At 67.0% G+C, this 17,487-nt stretch carries 17 protein-coding genes; 3 read left to right on the forward strand and 14 right to left on the reverse strand.

What is annotated here, in order from left to right; translation table 11 throughout:
- Positions 1 to 22: 22 nt before the first annotated feature.
- A complete protein-coding gene (locus FBY28_RS10845; protein ID WP_286177939.1) occupies positions 23 to 1,171 on the forward strand; it encodes a serine hydrolase domain-containing protein in 1,149 nt (382 codons plus the stop codon).
- Between the two features lie 9 nt (positions 1,172 to 1,180).
- Here the strand turns inward: FBY28_RS10845 and FBY28_RS10850 are convergent, their stop codons facing one another.
- The 9 genes from FBY28_RS10850 to FBY28_RS10890 all read right to left on the reverse strand — a co-directional run bounded on the left by FBY28_RS10850 (position 1,181) and on the right by FBY28_RS10890 (position 10,709).
- Positions 1,181 to 2,143 (reverse strand): 2-hydroxyacid dehydrogenase, encoded by a 963-nt coding sequence (locus FBY28_RS10850; protein ID WP_286177940.1) that lies wholly within the window; start codon positions 2,141 to 2,143, stop codon positions 1,181 to 1,183.
- An 8-nt stretch (positions 2,144 to 2,151) separates the two neighbouring features.
- Positions 2,152 to 3,510 (reverse strand): enolase C-terminal domain-like protein, encoded by a 1,359-nt coding sequence (locus FBY28_RS10855; RefSeq protein ID WP_141866621.1) that lies wholly within the window; start codon positions 3,508 to 3,510, stop codon positions 2,152 to 2,154.
- A 97-nt stretch (positions 3,511 to 3,607) separates the two neighbouring features.
- Entirely contained in the window at positions 3,608 to 4,402 is a 795-nt protein-coding gene (locus tag FBY28_RS10860; RefSeq protein WP_141866623.1) for an IclR family transcriptional regulator, read from the reverse strand.
- Positions 4,399 to 5,127 (reverse strand): sulfite exporter TauE/SafE family protein, encoded by a 729-nt coding sequence (locus tag FBY28_RS10865; RefSeq protein WP_141866625.1) that lies wholly within the window; start codon positions 5,125 to 5,127, stop codon positions 4,399 to 4,401. Before FBY28_RS10865 ends, FBY28_RS10860 begins: the two co-directional genes overlap by 4 nt.
- Before the next feature lie 40 nt (positions 5,128 to 5,167).
- Positions 5,168 to 6,181 (reverse strand): ABC transporter ATP-binding protein, encoded by a 1,014-nt coding sequence (locus FBY28_RS10870; protein ID WP_141866627.1) that lies wholly within the window; start codon positions 6,179 to 6,181, stop codon positions 5,168 to 5,170.
- Positions 6,174 to 7,166 carry an ABC transporter ATP-binding protein gene (locus FBY28_RS10875; protein WP_141866629.1) on the reverse strand — a complete coding sequence of 331 codons (993 nt, stop codon included), beginning with the start codon at positions 7,164 to 7,166 and terminating at the stop codon, positions 6,174 to 6,176. Before FBY28_RS10875 ends, FBY28_RS10870 begins: the two co-directional genes overlap by 8 nt.
- Before the next feature lie 26 nt (positions 7,167 to 7,192).
- The gene (locus FBY28_RS10880) at positions 7,193 to 8,176 is read right to left on the reverse strand and encodes an ABC transporter permease (RefSeq protein WP_141866631.1); all 984 of its coding nucleotides are present in this window, start codon (positions 8,174 to 8,176) and stop codon (positions 7,193 to 7,195) included.
- 15 nt (positions 8,177 to 8,191) lie between these two features.
- On the reverse strand, positions 8,192 to 9,121 hold the full coding sequence (locus FBY28_RS10885; RefSeq protein ID WP_141866633.1) for an ABC transporter permease: 930 nt from the start codon (positions 9,119 to 9,121) through the stop codon (positions 8,192 to 8,194).
- 28 nt (positions 9,122 to 9,149) lie between these two features.
- Positions 9,150 to 10,709, reverse strand: coding sequence for an ABC transporter substrate-binding protein (locus tag FBY28_RS10890; RefSeq protein ID WP_141866635.1), 1,560 nt, complete (start codon positions 10,707 to 10,709; stop codon positions 9,150 to 9,152).
- Between the two features lie 343 nt (positions 10,710 to 11,052).
- Here FBY28_RS10890 and FBY28_RS10895 point away from each other — a divergent pair, with 343 nt between their 5' ends.
- On the forward strand, positions 11,053 to 12,033 hold the full coding sequence (locus tag FBY28_RS10895; RefSeq protein WP_141866637.1) for a 2-hydroxyacid dehydrogenase: 981 nt from the start codon (positions 11,053 to 11,055) through the stop codon (positions 12,031 to 12,033).
- Between the two features lie 83 nt (positions 12,034 to 12,116).
- On the opposite strand, the gene FBY28_RS10900 is transcribed toward FBY28_RS10895, so the two are convergent.
- Both FBY28_RS10900 and FBY28_RS10905 read right to left on the reverse strand, forming a co-directional pair.
- Positions 12,117 to 13,043, reverse strand: a complete 927-nt coding sequence (locus tag FBY28_RS10900; protein WP_141866639.1) for a LysR substrate-binding domain-containing protein — start codon at positions 13,041 to 13,043, stop codon at positions 12,117 to 12,119.
- 53 nt (positions 13,044 to 13,096) lie between these two features.
- A complete protein-coding gene (locus FBY28_RS10905; protein WP_216847619.1) occupies positions 13,097 to 14,050 on the reverse strand; it encodes an oxygenase MpaB family protein in 954 nt (317 codons plus the stop codon).
- Positions 14,051 to 14,136: 86 nt separating this feature from the next.
- Here FBY28_RS10905 and FBY28_RS10910 point away from each other — a divergent pair, with 86 nt between their 5' ends.
- A complete protein-coding gene (locus FBY28_RS10910; RefSeq protein WP_141866641.1) occupies positions 14,137 to 14,766 on the forward strand; it encodes a TetR/AcrR family transcriptional regulator in 630 nt (209 codons plus the stop codon).
- On the opposite strand, the gene FBY28_RS10915 is transcribed toward FBY28_RS10910, so the two are convergent.
- From FBY28_RS10915 to FBY28_RS10925, 3 genes are read right to left on the reverse strand one after another with little or no spacing between them, the layout of a single operon-like run.
- Entirely contained in the window at positions 14,763 to 15,233 is a 471-nt protein-coding gene (locus FBY28_RS10915) for a hypothetical protein (RefSeq protein ID WP_141866643.1), read from the reverse strand. The two genes, FBY28_RS10910 and FBY28_RS10915, sit on opposite strands and share 4 nt — an antisense overlap.
- 46 nt (positions 15,234 to 15,279) lie before the next feature.
- Positions 15,280 to 16,539 (reverse strand): glucarate dehydratase family protein, encoded by a 1,260-nt coding sequence (locus FBY28_RS10920; RefSeq protein ID WP_141866645.1) that lies wholly within the window; start codon positions 16,537 to 16,539, stop codon positions 15,280 to 15,282.
- Between the two features lie 3 nt (positions 16,540 to 16,542).
- Positions 16,543 to 17,472: a 5-dehydro-4-deoxyglucarate dehydratase gene (locus FBY28_RS10925; RefSeq protein ID WP_141866648.1), complete on the reverse strand. Its 930-nt coding sequence runs from the start codon at positions 17,470 to 17,472 to the stop codon at positions 16,543 to 16,545.
- Between the last annotated feature and the right edge of the window lie 15 nt (positions 17,473 to 17,487).

Raw genomic sequence — 17,487 nt, forward strand, 5'->3', positions numbered from 1 at the left:
GTGATCGGCCATGATGGCTGCCATGACCGTCGACGGTGTGTGCGACCCCCGGTTCGAGCAGGTGGCCGACGCGCTCGGCCGAGCCATCGACGACGGTGAGGAGTGCGGCGCCGCGATCGCGATCGATATCGGCGGCGAGCTGGTCGTCGACATCTGGGGTGGTCACGCCGACGCGGCACGCACCACGCCGTGGACCGCCGACACCATCGTCAACGTGTGGTCCTCCACCAAGAACGTCACCGCACTGGCCGGGCTGATGCTGATCGACCGCGGCCTGGTCACAGCGCAGACCCCCGTCGCCGAGGTGTGGCCCGAGTTCGGGGCCGGCGGCAAGGACCGCATCGAGTTCCGGCATCTGCTGACGCATTCCTCGGGAGTATCCGGGTGGGATCAGCCGGTGACACCCGAGGACATCCTGGACTGGGACCGCTCCACGACCATGCTCGCAGCGCAGTCCCCCTGGTGGGAACCGGGTTCGGCCACCGGCTACCACGCGCTGACCCATGGCCACCTGATCGGGGAAGTGGTTCGCCGGGTCACCGGAAAACCGTTGAAGCAGTTCGTCGCAGAGGAGATCGCCGGTCCGCTCGGCGCCGACTTCCAGATAGGCGCCCGGCCCGAGGACGCACCGCGGATCGCCGAGATCATCGCTCCGGCAGATCCTTTCGAGGGGATACCGCCCATGCCGGACTGGACCGAGCAGATGCTCAAGACGTTCACCGGGCCGGCGCCGGAGCCGCAGATCGCGAACACCCCACAGTGGCGGGCCGCAGATATCGGCGCCGCCAACGGGCACACGAACGCACGAGCCCTGGCCAAGATCCTGTCGGTGATCTCGCTGGGCGGCAGCGTCGACGGTATCCGCCTGCTGCGACCCGATACCGTCGACGACATCTTCGAGCCACAGATCGAGGGTCCCGACCTGGTACTGGCCGGGCACCACCTGCGCATGGGTCTTGGATACGGTTTACCCAGTCCCGCAATCGGTTACATTCCGGACGGCAAGATCTGCTTCTGGGGTGGCTGGGGCGGATCCTGGGAGTCGATGAACCCGGACTCGCGCACCACGATCGCCTACGTGATGAACAAGATGGGCCCCGGTATCGAGGGGTCGGCCCGCACCGACCGCTACTTCCGGCTGATCTACCAGGCGCTCGACGGCATCGGTTGACCCAACCGGTCAGCGCGTCACCACATTGTGCAGCGGCTCGCCACGCACCAGACGGCCGATATTGGCCGCGATATCGTCGACCCGGCCCCGGAAGGTATCGGTCGTGATGCCCGAGGAGTGCGGGGTCATCAGCAGGTTCGGCAGCTCGTGGAACGGAAGGTCCGCAGGTGCGCCGAGGGCACCGCGGCCGGTGGCCTCGGGATAGCGGTACCAGACGTCGATCGCGGCGGCGCCGAGGCGACCGGTACGCAGCGCGTCATAGACGGCGCGCTGGTCTACCAGCGGGCCGCGGCCCACGTTGATCAGAATCCCGTGCGGACCCAGCGCATCGAGCTGGGTGCGGCCGATCATCCCGGTGGTCGCCGGTGTCAGCGGCGCTGACACGACCAGGACATCCGACGCGCCGGCCAGCTCGTCGAGCCTGCTCACATCGTCCACCCGGTCCAGTCCGTGATCGCCGGTCACCCGGCCGGATCCGGTGACCGCCGCGCCGCCACAGCCCCACTGCCGCAGCAACTTCCACGACTGTCGGCCGATATGGCCGAACCCGACGAAACCGATCCGCGCACCAGCGAGCGTCGGTGGCTGGGCGATGGTGTCGTCGTAGACCGCGCTGGCCCAGACGTCCCTGCGCAATGCCGCATCCTGGGCCAGGAAGCCGCGACGCAACATGATGGCTGCCGCCACGACATACTCGGCGATCGACCGTTCGTGATGGAACGTGTTGGCCACCAGCACATCGGGGGCCAGCGCATCGAATGCCACCCGGTCGGTGCCTGCTCCGGCCACATGCACGAGCTCCAGTTTCTCGGCGACGGCGGCCATCTCGGCGGTGAACCGACCACCGACATGCACCGAGGCGTCACGCAGGCACTCGACCGAACCATCGGCATCCGCCCAGAACAGTTCGACACCTGCCGGTACCGCTGCCTCGAAGCGCACCCGGTGTGGGACCAGGTTACGATCTGCCACATAGACTTTCATGCGCGCTGCAGGCAGGGCCGCTTGCTGTCGAACGTCCAGCCCGGGATCAGATACTGCATGGCGATGGCGTCGTCGCGGGCGCCCAGCCCCTCGGCGAGGTACAGTTCGTGCGCGGCTGCCACCCGGTCCTCGTCGAGCTCGACCCCGAGCCCGGGTGCCGCGGGCACGTCGAGGTATCCGTCGACGATCTCGTACGGCGCCTTGGTGATGCGTTGGCCATCCTGCCAAATCCAGTGCGTGTCGATGGCGGTGATCTCTCCCGGTGCCGCCGCGGCAACCTGGGTGAACATCGCCAGTGACACGTCGAAGTGGTTGTTGGAGTGCGACCCCCAGGTCAGGCCCCAGGCCGCGCACAATTGCGCGACGCGCACCGAGCCGTTCATCGTCCAGAAGTGCGGATCGGCGAGCGGGATGTCGACGGCACCGGCCCGGATGGCGTGGCCCAGCTCGCGCCAGTCGGTGGCGATCATGTTGGTGGCCGTCGGCAGGCCGGTGGCGCGCTTGAACTCTGCCATCACTTCGCGCCCGGAGAACCCGCCCTCGGGCCCCACCGGGTCCTCTGCGTAGGCCAGCACATCGGTCAACCCCCGACAGGTCGCGATGGCATCCTTGAGCAGCCATCCGCCGTTGGGGTCCAACGTGATCCGCGCCTCGGGGAAGCGACGGGCCAGTGCGGCGACGGCGGCGGCCTCCTCGGCGGCAGGCAGCACCCCGCCCTTGAGCTTGAAGTCGGCGAAGCCGTAGCGCGCGTGCGCCGCCTCGGCGAGCCGGACAACCCCCTCGGGTGTCATGGCCTCGCGGTGTCGGACCTGCAGCCATTCGTCGGCCGGATCACCGGAGACGGCCTCGTCGGCGGCCGTGCGGTAGGGCAGATCGGTCCTGGCACTGTCCCCGACGAAGAACAGATACCCCAGGGCCTGAACGCGATCTCGCTGCTGCCCCTCCCCCAGCAGCGCGGCGACCGACACGCCGAGGTGCTGCCCGAGCAGGTCGAGCATGGCCGATTCGACCGCGGTCACGGCGTGCACCGTGACTCGCAGATCGAAGGTCTGGGCGCCGCGGCCGCCGGCGTCACGGTCGGCGAAGGTGCGGCGGATATCGCCGAGCACGTTGTTGTAGGCACCGATACCGCGGCCCTCGACCAGCGGTCTGGCCTCCAGAAGCGTGCGCTCGATCGCGGCGCCACCGGGGACCTCGCCGACACCGGTGTTGCCGTCGGAGTCCTTGAGGATCACCAGGTTCCGGGTGAAGTAGGGGGCGTGTGCCCCGCTGAGGTTCAGCAGCATGCTGTCATGCCCGGCGATGGGGACCACCCGCATCTCAGTGACGATCGGGGTGCGCTTCGACGAGCTCATATCGACCAGCCTATAAATATCGGTTGATGCACGTCCAACACTGATGTGGCATCAATTGATTCAGCGATTGAATGCTCGAGAACGTCCGCTGCCGACATCAGGCGAACCACTTGTCGCCATTGGCCATCGGACGCAGCACCCGGCTGACCTTGTCACCGACGGCGCACAGTGCCTCGATGAGGCCGCGCTCACGTTCTGCGGTCAACCGTGCGATCGGTACCGAGGCGCTGATCGCGTCCTGGGCCGGCCAGCAGTAGCGCAGCGCGACCGCGAAACAGCGCACTCCCTGAGTGTTCTCCTCGTCGTCGGTGGCGTAGCCGCGGATACGTACGGTGTCCAGCGCCTCGGCCAGCTCATCGTGGCAGGTGATGGTCCCCGGCGTGATCGCCGCCAACTCGGCGGGCAGGTGATGGTGGCGATCGACGCCGGTGCGTTCGGCCAACAGCGCCTTGCCCAGCGCGGTGGCGTGTGCCGGCAGCCTCCTGCCGACCCGATTGGTGGCGCGGCGATACTGCTGGGATTCGCGGGTGGCCAGGTAGACGATGTCGGTGCCGTCGAGGCGGCCGAGGTGGAATGTCTCGTCCCAGTCGCTGCGCAGATCGTCCAGGAACGGCGCGATCATGGGCAGATACGGATCTCCGTCGAGATAGCTGGTGCCCACCAGTAGCGCACGGATCCCGATGCCGTAGAGCGTCCCGGTCTCGTCCGCACGCACCCAGCCCTGTGCCATCAGGGTGCGCAGCAGGGCGTGTGCGCTGCTGCGCGGCATGCCGAGATCCTCACTGATCTCCCGGATTCGGGCTGGTTCGTCCTGTCGCGCGGCCAGGTACTCCAGCAGCTCGACGGTGCGGACAGCCGACTTGACTCCCGCGCGTGCAGTCGATTCGGTCATAACAGGCCTGTCTGTCGGACGACGAGAACCACCGCGCCCGCGGTGGATGCGGCGATGGCGGTCCACCGCTGCCGCAAGGGAGTGAGGATGCGGTTGGCGTAGCGCGACAACACATATCCCAGAACCGCCGCCGGTACGAGGAGTGCGAACATCTGCACTGTGTGGTGGTCCACGGCACCGGTCACGCCCAGCATGGCGATGGACATGAGCGAGCCGACCAGGAAGAAGCCTGCCATGGTCGCTCGCAGCTGGGCACCACTGCTGCGCTGCCACACCAGCGCCATCGGCGGTCCGCCGATGGATGTCGCGGTACCGAGCACACCGGAGGTGGCGCCGGCCAGCATCAGGTTGCGCCGCCGGGGTTCGGGAATCCAACCCAGGCTGGTGATCGCCACGCCGGCGAGCACCACGGCCGCGATCAGGATCGCCAGGGCGCGTTCAGGTATGACCGCCAGCAGCAGTGCGCCGGCGATGGTCCCGGGAACCCGGCCGAGCAGCGCCCACCCGGTTCCGCGCATATCGATGGCAGTGCCTTCGCGCAGCACCACCAGCAGCGTGAGCAGGGTGGCCAGCATGATCAACGTGCCGGGTACCAGCGCGGGATCGAAGATTGCGACCACCGGTGCGGCCAGCATGCCCATACCGAAGCCGATGGAGCCCTGCAGACAGGACGCCAACATCACCGCGACCATGATGACCGCGAACCCGGGCACGCTCGTATTCATGTCCCGCACGCCCCATGGTCCGAGGTCCCCGCCACCCAGCTCATGCGCTGTGCGACAACGCCGATGCCTCGTGCAGGGCAGGGTGATGACATTCCGCGGTGTGGCCTGCGACCACGGGATCGACGGCCAACGGTGGACGCTGCCGGGCACAGATGTCGGTCGCGTGGGCACAGCGGGTCCGGAAGCGGCATCCCGACGGCGGGTTCAGCGGTGAGGGCACCTCGCCCGTGAGCAGGATCCGCTCGCCGCGCGCCGCGTCGTGCAGCTTGGGCGCGGCCGACATGAGAGCGGACGTGTAGTGATGCTCGGGCCGATCGAAAACCGCTTCGGTGGGCCCGGTCTCGATGATCCGGCCCAGGTACATCACGGCAACCCGGTCGGCGACGTGGCGCACCACCGACAGATCGTGGGAGATGAAGACGTAGGAGATCTTCAGCTCCTGCTGCAGGTCGTTGAGGAGGTTGAGGATCTGCGCCTGCACCGAGAGGTCCAACGCCGACACCGGCTCGTCGCAGATGATGACCTCGGGATTCAGCGCGAGAGCCCGGGCGATGCCGATGCGCTGGCGCTGGCCACCGGAGAACTCCTGCGGGTATTTGCCGAAGGCCTTCGCGCCCAGGCCGACCAGATCGAGCAGGCCGCGCACCCGCATATCGCGGTCGGCGCGGGTCTTGTACAGGGACCGGTGTGTACGCCATGGTTCGGCGATGATCTCGGCCGCCGTCATCCGCGAGTTCAGCGAGGCGTAGGGATCCTGGAACACCATCTGCACGCGACGCCGGAACTTCAGCAGTTCCTTGCCTTTGAGCGCGAACGGATCGATTCCCTCGAAGCTCACCGAACCCGTGTCGGGGCGTTCCAGCATCATCAGGGTGCGGGCGAGGGTGGACTTGCCACAACCGGATTCGCCGACCAGACCCAGCGTCTCACCGCGGGCCATATCCAGATTGATGCCGTCGAGCGCGGTCAGTGTCTTGCCGCCGGACACCCGGAAGGACTTGGTGAGGTCGCGGACCTCGAGCACTGAATCGGGTGCCGTTGTCGGATCAGACATGGGAGACCTCCGAGGGGAAGTGGCAGGCGGACGCGCGCCGGCTACCGACGGACTGCAGGGCGGGACGGGTGCCGCGGCAGATATCGGCGACCAGCGGGCAGCGGTCCTGGTACACACACCCGGCCGGGATCGAGTGCAGGTCCGGCGGACTCCCGCCGATCGATTTGAGCTCGGCACCGCGCTCGGCGTCGACCGGCACCGAATCGAGCAGCCCTTTGGTGTACGGGTGTTTCGGATCGGCGAAAACCTCCGACACCGGACCGGTTTCGACGATGCTGCCGGCATACATGACGGCGACGCGATCGGCCTCCTCGGCGACAAGGGCGAGATCGTGGGTGATCAGCACGACCGCCATGTCGTATTCCGCACGCAGGCTCTTGAGCAGGGCCATGATCTGCGCCTGCACGGTGACGTCCAGCGCCGTCGTCGGCTCGTCGGCGATCAGCACCTTCGGGTTGAGTGCGACGGCCATCGCGATGAGCAGGCGTTGGCGCATGCCCCCGGAGAACTGGTGCGGGTAGGCCTTCATCCGTTCTTCGGGCTGCGGGATGCCCACGCGCGCCATCAGTTCCACCGCCTTGGCCTTGGCTTCTTTGGCCTTCATGCCGTGATGGATGCGGAACGGTTCGGCCAACTGGGTGCCGACGGTGTAGAGCGGGTTGAGCGCGGTCAGCGCGTCCTGGAAGACGATCGCCAACTCCGGGCCCGCCATCTCGCGTCGCTTCTTACGGCCCACCGAGAGAATGTCGACATCGCCGATGCGGGCCGTGCCGTCGGCGACCTGTGCCACCGGTTCGAGCAGACCGACGAGCGCAGTGGCGGTCATCGATTTACCGCAGCCGGACTCACCGAGCAGTGCCAGCGTCTCACCGGTGCGGGCGGCGAAGCTGACATGGTCGACGGCCCGGACGGTACCGGTGATGGTGCGGATATCGACGGTCAGGCCCTCGACGCGCAGCGCGGGATCGGCGTCCACCTGGTCCATGGGGAGATGTTCTGCGACAGCAGTCATTAGATGGCCTTTCCGGACTTGGTGAAACGGGACAACCGCTTCTGCGGGACGGTGAGTCGCCACCGCTGGGCGGGGTCGGTGGCGATGCGGGCCCAGGCGGCCAGGATGGTCGCCGAGACGGTGGTGATCACGATGGCCAGTCCTGGCAGGAAGGACAGCCACCACGCGGTGTGCAGGTAGGTGCGCCCCTGGGAGACCATCAGGCCCCAGCTGACATCGGGCGGCTGGATGCCGATACCCAGGAAGCTCAGCGAACTCTCCGCCAGCATCACGTAGCAGAAGTCCAGGGTCGCGACGGTGAGCAGGGTGGGCAGCACGATCGGCAGCACATGCCGGGTGATGATGGACCGCCCGCTTGCCCCGAACGTACGTGCAGCGTCGACGAACACGCGGCTGGACAGTTCGGCGGATTCGGCGCGGGCGGTGCGCAGGTACACCGGGATACGGGTGATGGCCAGTACCGCAACGATGTTAGCCGCGCTCGGGGAGAACACATAGAGCACCACCACCGCCAGCAACAGCGACGGAAAGCTCATGATCACATCGGCGACGCGCATCGCGACGGTCTCCCGCCAGCCGCGGTAGTAACCGGCCCACATTCCGATGACCGAGCCGATGACCGCCGAGATCACCACGGCCGGAACGGCCACCGACACGGTGGTCTGACAGGCCACGATCAACCGGGCCAGCATGCTGCGGCCCAGCGGGTCGGTGCCGAGCACATTGGCCCAGCCGTGGGCAAGGGTGAACGGCGCCTGATTGGAGTTATCGAGGTCGATGCGGGTCGCCAGATCTCCGACCAACATGGGGCCGAAGATCGCGGTGAGGAAGACCAGGCTCAGCACCACCGCCGCGGCGGCGGCGACGCGGTCGTTGATCAGCAGGCGGAACCACACGGAGCCGGCGGAGCTCTTCTTGGTGACCGGTTCGCCGACGATGGCGGTGGTCGGCTTGACCGGGACGAGATCGATCTGAGTGCTCATCTTCAGTTGGCTCCCTTAGACCTTGACGGGTTCGCGGACGCGGGCATCGAGCAGCGCGTAGCACGCGTCGATGGCGATGTTGAGGATGAAGATGCTGACGGCGGTGAGCAGGACCGCCGCCTGCAGCACCGCGAAATCGCGTTGCAGGATCGCGTCGATCATGAGCTTGCCGATGCCTGGCCAGCCGAAGATGGCCTCCACCACCACCGCGCCGTTGATCAGGCCGACGGCCAGGTCGCCGGCCACGGTCAGGGCGGGAGCGGCGGCATTGCGCAGTGCGTGATGGGTGACCACGCGCATATCGCCTGCGCCCTTGCTGCGCGCCAGCCGGACATATGGTGCCGAGAGCGCGGAAACCATTGCGCCGCGGACGACCTGGGTGAGCACGCCGAGCGGGCGGATCATCAGGGTCGCGATCGGCAGGATCCAGGACAGCACACCCGCATCAGTGCCGGAGGTGGGCAGCCAGCCCATCAGGACCGCGAACAACCAGACGCCGGTGATGGCGAACCAGAAGTCCGGGATGGAGGCGGCGGTCATGGACAGCAGGCTGGAGAACCGGTCGGCCAGCGAGTTGGGCCGGTAGGCCGCCCAGCAGCCGATCACCACGGCGCCGATGATGGCGAGCAGCATGGTGACGAACGCCAGTTGCAGGGTGGCCGGGAAGGCGCGCAACGCCATCTGGGCGGCCGATTCGCCGGTGCGCAGCGAGGTGCCGAAGTCGAGATGGATGACACCCTTGAAGTAATCGAGCAATTGGACGATCAGTGGATCGTTGAAGCCGTTCGACTCGGCGAAAGCGGCGCGCTGGTCGGCGGTGGCAGATTCGGGCAGGTACAGGTTGGTGGGGTCGCCGGTGAGCCGGGCGAGCAGGAAGACACCGAGCAGCACGATGATCAAAGGGATGGTGCTGGTGTATATCCGGCGCCGCAGGAATGCGAACATGGCGTGTCCTCTTTCGGGAGCGGTCGGGTCAGGACTGGTCGGCGCGGTCGCCGGCCGCGGGTGTCATCGCGGCCAGGCGCATCTCGTCGCCGGTCGCCGGGTCGGGGGTGTAGTCGACGCGTGGCGACTTGCCGAGGATGCCCTTCATGTGGGCCAGGTAGGCCATCTGCATGATCTCCTGTGGCTCCTCGGCGAACAGTTCGGCGAAGGCATCCTGGCGGGCCTGCCCGGTGAGCGCCTCGGCGGCGCGGATCTTGGCATCGAACTCCGGTGTGCCGTAGGCAGCCTGCGGGCCGTCGGAGAGCATGTACTGGTCGAGGGTGAAGGCGGCGTCGCCGGCCTGGTTACCGTGCATGATCATCAGCAGATAGGGCCCGGTATTCGCCGGGAACGGCCGCAACTGGTACTGCAATTGGCTTGCGGTGTCCATCATCTCGATCTTGACGTTGAGGCCGATCTCGGTGAACTCGCTCTGCAGCACCTCGATGGTCTCGGTGATCTTGGGAAACTGGGCGGTCCGCCCGATCAGCCGGATCTGGCGGTCGACGGGGACACCGTCGGCCTTGGCCTTGGCGATGAGTTCCTTGGCCTTGTCCAGATCGTGCGGCCACAACGGCAGTTCGGCGTTGTAGCCGACGACACCCGAGGGGATCAGTTGGGCGGCAGGTTCACCCAGGTCACGGAACAGCGCCTTGACGATACCGGTCCGGTTGACGGCGTAGTTGATCGCCTGACGCACCCGGATATCGTCCAATGGCGGCTCGGTGGTCTGCATCCGCAGGGCGGTGGTCTCGTTGTTCTGGAAGGGCACGCCGAGATCACCGGCGCCGTCCTCGGGCCCGAGCCCGACAGCGATATCGGCCTCGTCATTGGTGATCATGGCGGCGCGCACGCTGCCCTCACTGCGCCAACGGTATTCGGCCTTCCCGAACGCCGGAGCCGCTCCCCAGTAGGAGGGATTGCGGGTCAGGGTCAGCTTCTGGCCGTACTCCCAGCGCTCGATCGCATAGGGTCCGGTGCCTATCGGTTCGCGCACCTTCTCATCGACACTGGTGCCGCGCGGCACCATCTCGATGAACGAAATACGCAGCGGCAGGATGGGATCCGGTTCCGTGGTACCAATGACGACGGTTTCGGCATCCGGGGTGTGCAGGGCGAGGGTCTCGTCGCCGAAGACGTACCCGTCGACGTTGCACTGTAGGTCAGAATTCACGGCGCGGTCGATGGAGAAGGCGGCATCCTCGGAGGTGAAGGGCGCACCATCGGAGAAGGTGACGCCGTCACGCAACCGGAAGGTCCACTCGGTCGGGCTGGTCTGCTGCCATTCGGTGGCCAACAGCGGCTGCAGGTCTCCAGTGGTGGCATCGCGTTCCAGCAGCGGTTCGGTGATGTTGGAGCGCACCACGATCCCGGTCGACGTCAGCGAGCTCTCGCAGGGCTCCAGCGTCGGGGGCTCCTGTTGCAGCACGATGCGCAGGGTGTCGGGGTCATAACCGCCACCCCCGGAGTTGGCAACGGTGCACCCGGCTGCCAGCACAGCTGTACCGGCGATCACCAGCAGCCTGGGCGCCATGCGTGTCGCAGCCATCGGGACCTCCAGATCGGGGATTGGGGTGTACCGGCCAGCGGAGTGATGTCCATGTATGTGGACACCATCTGTGACGGTAGACACACCGTAGGAGGGCCGTTCCGACAGCGTCAACCGTCCGAAACCCACGGATCCGCTGCCATTCGGCAGCCGACCGACGCCACCACCGCGCTCCATAAATTGCCTATGAGCTGCTGTTATGCCACCGGCGCCCGATGTTTGATACCTCGAAGCGGTGGGCAAATCGCCAATCATGCATGTTCTGTATCAACCCATGCTATTTCCGTGTTGGACAGGTATCCGCAGGTCTCCCTAACGTGACATCGAGGAACGAAGGAGCCACATGGGAACATCAGCGCGATCCATCGACCGTGTCCTGCAGGTCGGTCCACTCAAACCGTCGCTGGCCGACACCCTCGCCACCCGGTACGACGCCCTGCTCCTGCCCGAGGAGAACGCCGCCCGCGAGGCGTTCCTGGCCGAGTATGCCGACGCGGTGATCGCCGTGGTGACATCGGGTCGCACCGGCGTGGACGCCGCTCTGCTGAGCGCGCTGCCGCGACTGGGCGCCGTCATCAACTTCGGTGTCGGATACGACACCACCGATGTGGAGGCCGCCGAACTTCGGGGCGTCGGGGTGAGTAACACCCCCGACGTCCTGACCGACTGTGTCGCCGACACCGCAGTCGGACTGTTGATCGACACCATGCGCCAGCTCTCGGCATCCGACCGCTATGTGCGCGCGGGCCGCTGGCCGGCCGAGGGCAACTACCCATTGACCCGGCAGGTCAGCAACACCCGCGTCGGCATCATCGGGCTCGGCCGTATCGGCGGCGCAATCGCCAAGCGTCTCAGCGCCTTCGGCTGCACCATCAGCTACCACAATCGCCGGCGGGTGGCCGATTCGCCGTACCGATACGTCGAAACCGCAGTGGACCTGGCCCGCGATGTCGACGTGCTGGTGATCGCTGCCGCCGGTGGCAGCGCCACCAACAAGCTGGTCGACGCCGCCGTGCTCGATGCGCTCGGCGCGCAGGGATACCTGATCAACATCGCCCGGGGCAGCGTGGTCGACGAGCAGGCACTGGTGAGCGCCCTGCGCGAGGGACGGTTGGCCGGTGCGGGTCTGGACGTCTTCGCGGCCGAACCGCAGGTCCCCGCCGAGTTGTTCGAGATGGACAACGTCGTACTGCTCCCCCACGTCGGCAGCGCGACCGTGCAGACCCGCGCCGCCATGGAGGCGCTCACCCTGCGCAACCTCGACGAGTTCCTGGCGACCGGTCAGCTGGTCACGCCGGTAGTGCAGCCCGCCGCCAGGGTGTAGCCGCCGATCGCAATGTGACCCTGACAGCGCCACCGTGGATATATCCATGACGACGCTCTCAGGGTCACATTGCGTTGTGCGAGTCAGCCTCCGAAGCCATCCAGCAGGTCGTCGGTGGTCCACTCCCGGGCCGGGAGCACATCACGCAACAACCGCAGCAGCGCCGGATTCGTGCTGTCCTGGCGCCAGCAGGCATCCAGCTCGACCGGCCGTTCGCGGAACGCGCCGATGGTGCGGAACACCACGCCCTCGGGATGCAGGGTGGCGGCCGACGCCGGCACCAGCGCGATGCCGATCCCGGAGCGCACCAGCACCAGCATCGTGTGCACCTGGGTGACGAACTGGACATAGCGCGGCGTGGCCCCGGCGATGGTGAACGTACTGATCAGCAGTTCGTTGAAGTAGCGCGCCTCGACCGGCGAGTACATCACGACATCCTCGCCGTCGAGGTCGTTGAGGGTGAGCTGGCGGGCCTGCCCGACCAGCGGATGGCCCGCGGGCAGCGCGGCCACCAGCTGCTCGTGCAGTAGCGGGCGAGAGACGATGCCGGGGCGTTTGAGCGGCGGCCGGGCCATCCCCAGGTCGATGTCACCACTCATCAGCGCCTCGATCTGTACCGAGGAAACCATCTCGCGCAGTTCGAGTTTGACATCGGGCAGCTTCTCGCGGGTACGTTCCAGCAGACGCGGCAGCACCGCGTGCGCGGAGGCCGCGGTGAAGCCCACCACCACGGTGCCCAGATCTCCGGCGGGTACCCGCTTCACGGTGAGCGCCGCGCTCTCGGCCAGTTGGAGGATGCGGCGGGCATCCGGCAGGAAGGCCGCCCCGGCCGGGGTCAGCGTGACGGTGCGGGTGGTGCGGTCGATGAGCTGGACCCCGAGTTCGGCCTCCAGCTGCTGGATCTGGCGACTGAGCGGGGGCTGGGTCATGTGCAACCGCTCTGCGGCCCGCCCGAAATGCAGTTCCTCGGCCACGGCGATGAAGCAGGACAATCGGGCCAGCGAGAACATCGATGCACTCCTCGTATCACCGCGCCACTGCGGGACGTCGGTGGTGCATCAGTTTAGCGTGCGGCGAAGCTCTCCAGTTCGTACCGATTGTGGAAGTCACGCAACTTCTCGTAGCGGTAGCGGTTGTAGGCCATCGGCTCCAACACCAGCCACCTGGGCAACCGCCGGGCGGCGCGGATCACCACCCGGTACAGCGCGAACTCCAGCTGCTTGGCCGGATTCCATTCACTGCCAAGCAGATCCATCATCACCGAATGTGTCGCCGATTCGGCGCAGATGCGGGCCGGGCGCGCCAGGACCGGCACCATCAGCCGCCAGCCAGGCTCGATGAGTCGGTGCAGCCATGCCGGACCGAACAACGTCGGCACCGGCGGGCCGGAGAACTGATCGGCGGCCCACAGCAGGAACGGGTTGCTCGCCAGTTCGGTGGTGGCGACCTCGTCGTAGTAGGCGCGCATCTCGGCCACGGTGGCCGGCACATCGGCAGCGTCACTGGGCAATCCGACATCGGCCATCGCACACACCGTGCGCCACACCACCTCGCGCTGCTCGTCGGAGAAGTGCTTGCCGTAGACCGCGGTGTATCCGGCGTAGAAGATGTTCAGCGAGGTGGTGCCGACCCACTTCCACAACGCAGGGTCCAGCGCACTGAACCGTTCACCGGCGAAATCCCCCTTGCCGACCCCGTGTACCGCGCCATGCTTGCTCTTCAGCCGTTCGGCGGTGGCGCGCCGGTCGGTCTCGTCGGCGAACGCGAGCGGTCCGTTCCACAGGTAGCTGTTGATCCCACGGTCGGTGAAGTTCGCCGCGAACCGACCGCTGGCGTCGACGGCGGCCGCGACCTTGCGGTAGGCCACCTGGTCCAGGGCGAGCCTGCCAAACAGACCGAAGGCCAGCGGTGTGCCCATCCACCAGCGCACGTCAGCGGCCAGTTCGTGGTGTGGTTGACCGGGATCCCAGGGTCTGGGCGAGGTGTCCGCCTCGACCCGTTGTGCCGTGCTCGTCATCGCCGGAACCCCCATCCGAGAAAACAGGAAACATCTGTGTGCAGATTGAGAAAAACAGCGTAGAGCCGCTGTGTCAAGATGGTCCGATGGCGGTCTCGCGGCGCTACGGCGGACAAACTGCCGTCGACCGGGTCGCCGAACGACGCGCCAAGTTGCTCGCCGCCGGCCTGGAGTTGATGGGAACGCGCGGTATCGCCGGCACCACGGTGCGCGGTGTCACGGAGGCCTCCGGTGTGGCCGCTCGGTACTTCTACGAGAGCTTCGCCGATATCGAGGCGCTGCACCTTGCCGTCTACACCGAGGTCATCGAGGAGGCGGCATGTCGGTCGGTCGCCGCGCTGGAGCAGGCACCCGATGATGCCCTGGCACGCACCAGGGCGGTGCTCGGCGAACTGGTCGACCTGATCCTCGGCGACCGGCGTAAGGGCCGGATCCTGGTGTTGGAGGCCACCGCCACACCGGCTTTGGGTCGGCGTAGCCTCGCCGAGTCGAGCCGGTTCGCCGGCATGCTGGCCGCCACCGCAGCCGGTGGTGACCCGGCTGCGGCGGCCGACGGGCTGCCGACCGATCTGCGGCTGGTGTCGCAGTTCCTGGTCGGCGGGGTCACCGCGTCCATCGGAGCGGTTCTGCTCGGTGATATCGACCTCGACCGCGAACACCTGGTCGACGTGCTGGTATCGCTGTTCGAGGCGATCCGCGCGGCCGCTCCCGGCTAACTGAGCTTGATGGCGGCGAGCTTCACTTCCCTTGCCGCCGTTTCCCATTGTGCGAGCGTGGGCAGTCGATCACCGGCGAACACCAGTCCCATCTGACGCTGCGCCTTCTTCGGCCCGTAGGAGGTGGCGATCCGTTCGGCCAACGCCGCCACCGCGGCGGGGTCGCTGATCAACTCGCCGCGCATCGTGGTGGTCTTGCCACTGTAGGACACCTGCGCGTCGGCACCGTCGCGGAAGTTGTACTTCCACTGCGCCTCCAGCAACACGTACAGCACACCGTCGAGGTGGTGCGCACTGACAGGCGTGGTGTACCGCCTGCCCGTCTTGCGGCCGGTGAAGGACACCAGCATGAAGTCGCCGATCAGCGCGCCCAGCGGGGTCTTGAGGGCGAATTTCAGCGTGGGATTGATGATCCGCAGCACCAGTTCGGGCGGGTGGGCGGCATCGACGGCCGGCTGGTCTGGCATCCACCCACGGTAGCCGGGAAGGGATCGGGCTGAGCTGGGATCCGGCCTACCAGCGCGGACTGGCGAGTGTGAAACTCGGATCGACGGTCTGCATGTAACCGGTGTCGTCCCGGTCGCGGATGCCGCAGGTGAGGTACTGCTCATGCAACGCGGCCAGCGCGTCCTCGTCGATCTCGACGCCCAGGCCCGGTCCGGTGGGTACCGGGACGGAGCCGTCGACGAACCGCAGCGCGCCGTCTTCGATGACGTCCTCGGTCTTCCACGGCCAGTGCGTGTCGCAGGCGTAGGTGAGGTTCGGTGTGGCACCTGCCAGGTGGACCATGGCCGCCAGGCTGATGCCCAGGTGCGAGTTGGAGTGCATGGACAAACCCAGCCCGAAGGTCTCGCAGATGCCGGCGAGCAACCGGGAGCGCTGTAGCCCACCCCAATAATGGTGATCGGAGAGAACGACTTTCACCGAATCCTTCGCAACGGCCGGTTTGAGCTGATCGAAGGCGACGACGCACATGTTGGTGGCCAGCGGCAGGGGGGACTCCCTGGCGACCTCGGCCATCCCGTCCAGTCCGGGTGTCGGATCCTCCAGGTACTCCAGAATGCCTGCCAGCCCGGCGGCGACCTTGATCGAGGTCTGCGGCGTCCACGCGGCATTGGGGTCAAGGCGCAGCGGGACACCGGGGAAGGCCTTGGCCAACGCCTCGATACCGGCCATCTCCTCTTCTGGAGCGAAAACCCCACCCTTGACCTTGATGGCCGTGAAACCGTATTCGTCGATGATGCGGCGCGCCTGGGCGACCAAGCCGTCGGGGTCCAGCGCCTCGCCGAACCGGTCTGGCTCGGCACCGGGATGGCCTGCCCACTTGTAGAACAGGTAGGCGCTGAACGGTACGGCGTCACGCACCTTGCCGCCCAACAGATCCGACACAGGTCTACCCAGTGCTCGACCCTGCACGTCCAGGCAGGCCACCTCGAACGGAGAGAGCACCTGGTCGACCGCGCTTGCGGTGGTGATCATGCCCGCGGTGCCCACCGCCGCATCATCTCCGGCCAACGCCACCGCGATCGCGGCACGGATCTGGTTGAGCGCGAACACGTCCAGACCGGTGATGGCCGCGGCTGCGGCGTTCAACCGGGCCAGATGGTGGGTGTCGGCATAGGTCTCGCCGAGACCGACCAGACCCGCATCGGTGTCCAGTTGGATGATTGCCCGCAGCGCGTAGGGCTGGTGCACCCCAACGGTGTTCAGCAGCGGGGGGTCGACGAAGGCGACCGGGGTGATCCGCGTGCCGGTGATGCGGATGGCGCTCACGAGTTACACGGCTCCGCTCAGCGCATCGGCCAGCACGGCGCGACCGGCTGCGACGATCGAGGCCAGTGTCGCGACATCCTCGGCGCTGGGCATCACCAGCGGCGGGCGCACCGATCCGGCGGGCACACCCTCCATCGTGACGCCGGCCTTGACCAGCGAGACGGCATATCCCGGGACCGTGTCGCGCAGTTGAACCAGCGGGATGAAGAACGCGTTGAGCAGCGCGCTCGTCAGCTCGATATTGCCCGACTCCAGTGAGTTGTAGAACGCCAGCGCAAGGTCCGGGGCGAACGCGAACGTCGCCGAGGAGTACAGCGGCACGCCGATGGCGCGGAACGCCAACTGGGTCGTCTCGGCGGTGGGAAGACCGTTGAAGAACAGGAAGTCCGGGTCGACCTGGGCCTTGACGGCGGCCACGATCCGCGCCACCTGGTCGAAATTACCGGTGCCGTCCTTGAATCCGACGACATTGTCGATCTTGGCGACGGCAACAGCGGATGCCTCGGTGAACTTCGCGTTGTTGCGGTTGTAGACGATGACCGGCAGTGTGGTGGCGCCGGCGACCGCGGCGACATAGTCCACCAGGCCGGGCTGGGGCACCTCGACCAGGTAGGGCGGTAGCAGCAGGATGCCGTCGGCCCCCTCTTCCTGTGCGGCCAGCGCGAAGGCCTTGGCCTGGGCCACCGACCCGCCGGCTCCGGCGTACACCGGAACACGTCCGGCGATCACCTCGACGGCGGTGCGCACCACGGTGCGGAACTCGCCGAGTTCGAGAGCGTGGAATTCACCTGTGCCACAAGCGATGAACACACCGCCCGGGCCGGCCTCGACACCCTTGGTCAGGTGCGCCGAGAGCGCGTCGACGTCGACCGCACCGGAGGGGGTGAAGGGGGTGACGGGAAAGAACAGCACGCCGTGGAACGTGGGACGCATAGTGGAAAGCTCCTC

Origin of the sequence: Arthrobacter sp. SLBN-53, from assembly GCF_006715585.1 — a bacterium.
GTDB classification, from domain to species: domain Bacteria; phylum Actinomycetota; class Actinomycetes; order Mycobacteriales; family Mycobacteriaceae; genus Mycobacterium; species Mycobacterium neoaurum_A.